The sequence below is a fragment of the Mesorhizobium sp. M2C.T.Ca.TU.002.02.1.1 genome, from assembly GCF_003997225.1.
This window is the reverse complement of the sequence record NZ_RZTO01001091.1, coordinates 1-1,647: the sequence shown is the minus strand read 5'-3', so window position 1 is coordinate 1,647 and position 1,647 is coordinate 1. Positions and strand designations below refer to the sequence as shown.

At 63.9% G+C, this 1,647-nt stretch carries 2 protein-coding genes; one reads left to right on the top strand and one right to left on the bottom strand.

Annotated elements, in window-relative coordinates; genetic code table 11:
• Window positions 1–243, bottom strand: a 243-nt coding sequence (locus EOD07_RS33660) for a TetR/AcrR family transcriptional regulator (RefSeq protein ID WP_164772806.1), incomplete at its 3' end; no start/stop codon positions are given.
• Window positions 244–453: 210 nt separating this feature from the next.
• On the opposite strand from EOD07_RS33660, the gene EOD07_RS33655 reads away from it, so the two are divergent.
• A partial coding sequence (locus tag EOD07_RS33655) for a multidrug effflux MFS transporter (RefSeq protein ID WP_127238279.1) occupies window positions 454–1,647 on the top strand: 1,194 nt, incomplete at its 3' end.

Sequence of the window (1,647 nt, the reverse complement as noted above, 5' to 3'; positions counted from 1 at the left end):
GAAGATACCGGCATTGCAGCGCTCCGTCAGGTCACGCACGACGGCGACGAAGAGCTTTTCCTTGTCGCCGTGATGGTTGTAGACGGTCTGGCGTGAAACGCCGGCTTCGGCCGCGATCAGGTCGATATTGGCGCCGGCATAGCCTTCCCGACAAAAAACAGAAGCGGCGGCATCCACCACCGACACACGCTTGGCCTCATGGCTGCGTGGCGGGAAAGTGTCAGGAGAAACGCCGTGCTTCATGAAAATCTATATAGCGGTGATTGACGAATTGGACAAGACTGTCTAAATTTATGGACACAACAAAGGGAAGTCCGCGCCGGAGGGCGATTAAGCTCGCTCTGGATGAGACGAGTAAATCGCTCCCGGATGTCGGATTTCCGCGGGATGGAACGTCCTGGGTTCAGACGCCGGTATTTCGCGGCGGCAACCAGATCCGAAAAGAGCCTTATCATGAGTCCCAAATTCCTCCGCATCGCGGTCGTGCTCGGCTTGTTGTCCGCGATCGGACCGTTCGCCATCGATATGTATCTCCCCGCGTTGCCTTCGATCGGCCAGGACCTGCATGCCGGCACCGCCGCGGTGCAGATGAGCCTGTTGATCTTCTTCCTGTCGATGGGTTTCGGCCAGATCGTCGTCGGCCCGATCTCCGACATGGTCGGCCGCAAGGCGCCGCTCTACGCCGGCCTCGCGCTGTTCATGGTCGGCGGCGTCGGCTCGGCGATGGCGCCGACCATCGAATGGCTGATCGCCTTCCGCTTCCTGCAGGGCCTCGGCGCCAGCGCCGGCATGGCGGTGCCGCGCGCCATCGTGCGCGACCTGCACACCGGCAACGAGGCCGCCAAGCTGATGTCGCTTCTGATGCTGGTGTTCTCTGTGTCGCCGATCCTGGCGCCGCTGACCGGCAGCCAGATCATCGAAAGCTTCGGCTGGCGCGCCGTGTTCTGGACGGTGACGGGCGCGGCTGCCTTGGCGACCATCCTGCTTGCCACCTCGCTCAAGGAAACGCGGCCGGTCGAAGAGCGCGCCGGCTCGTCCTTCGGCACGGCGCTTGCCGGCTACCGCTACCTGATGGGCGACCGCAACTTCCTCGGCTTGGTGGCGATCGCCGGCTTCGGCATCGCGAGCTTCTTCGTCTATCTGTCGAGCTCGTCCTTCATCCTGATCGACCATTACGGCCTGTCGCCGTCGGTCTACAGCGTGTTCTTCTCGATCAACGCCGTCGCCTTCATCGGCATGTCGCAACTGACCGGGATGCTCGCCGACCGCTTCGGGTTGAAGCGCGTCGTCTGGGTGGCGGTCACCGGCTATGCCACGGTGATGGTGGCGCTGTTCGCGATCATGGCATCCGGCGTCGACCGGCTCGACGTGATGGCGGCGCTGCTCTTCGTCGGCTACGGCTTCCTCGGCCTGGTCATCCCGACCACCTCGGTGCTGGCGATGGAAGAGCATGGCGAGATCGCCGGCACGGCGTCGGCGCTGATGGGCACGCTGCACTTCGCCATCGGTGCGCTCGCCATGGGCGTCGCCGGTATCTTCTTCGACGGCACGCCGCTGCCGATGGTGGCGGGCATCACGCTTTGCGCGGTGATCTCGTTCACGCTGGCCAAGCTGACGCTCGGCCGCGCGCGTGAAACGGTCGAGGCG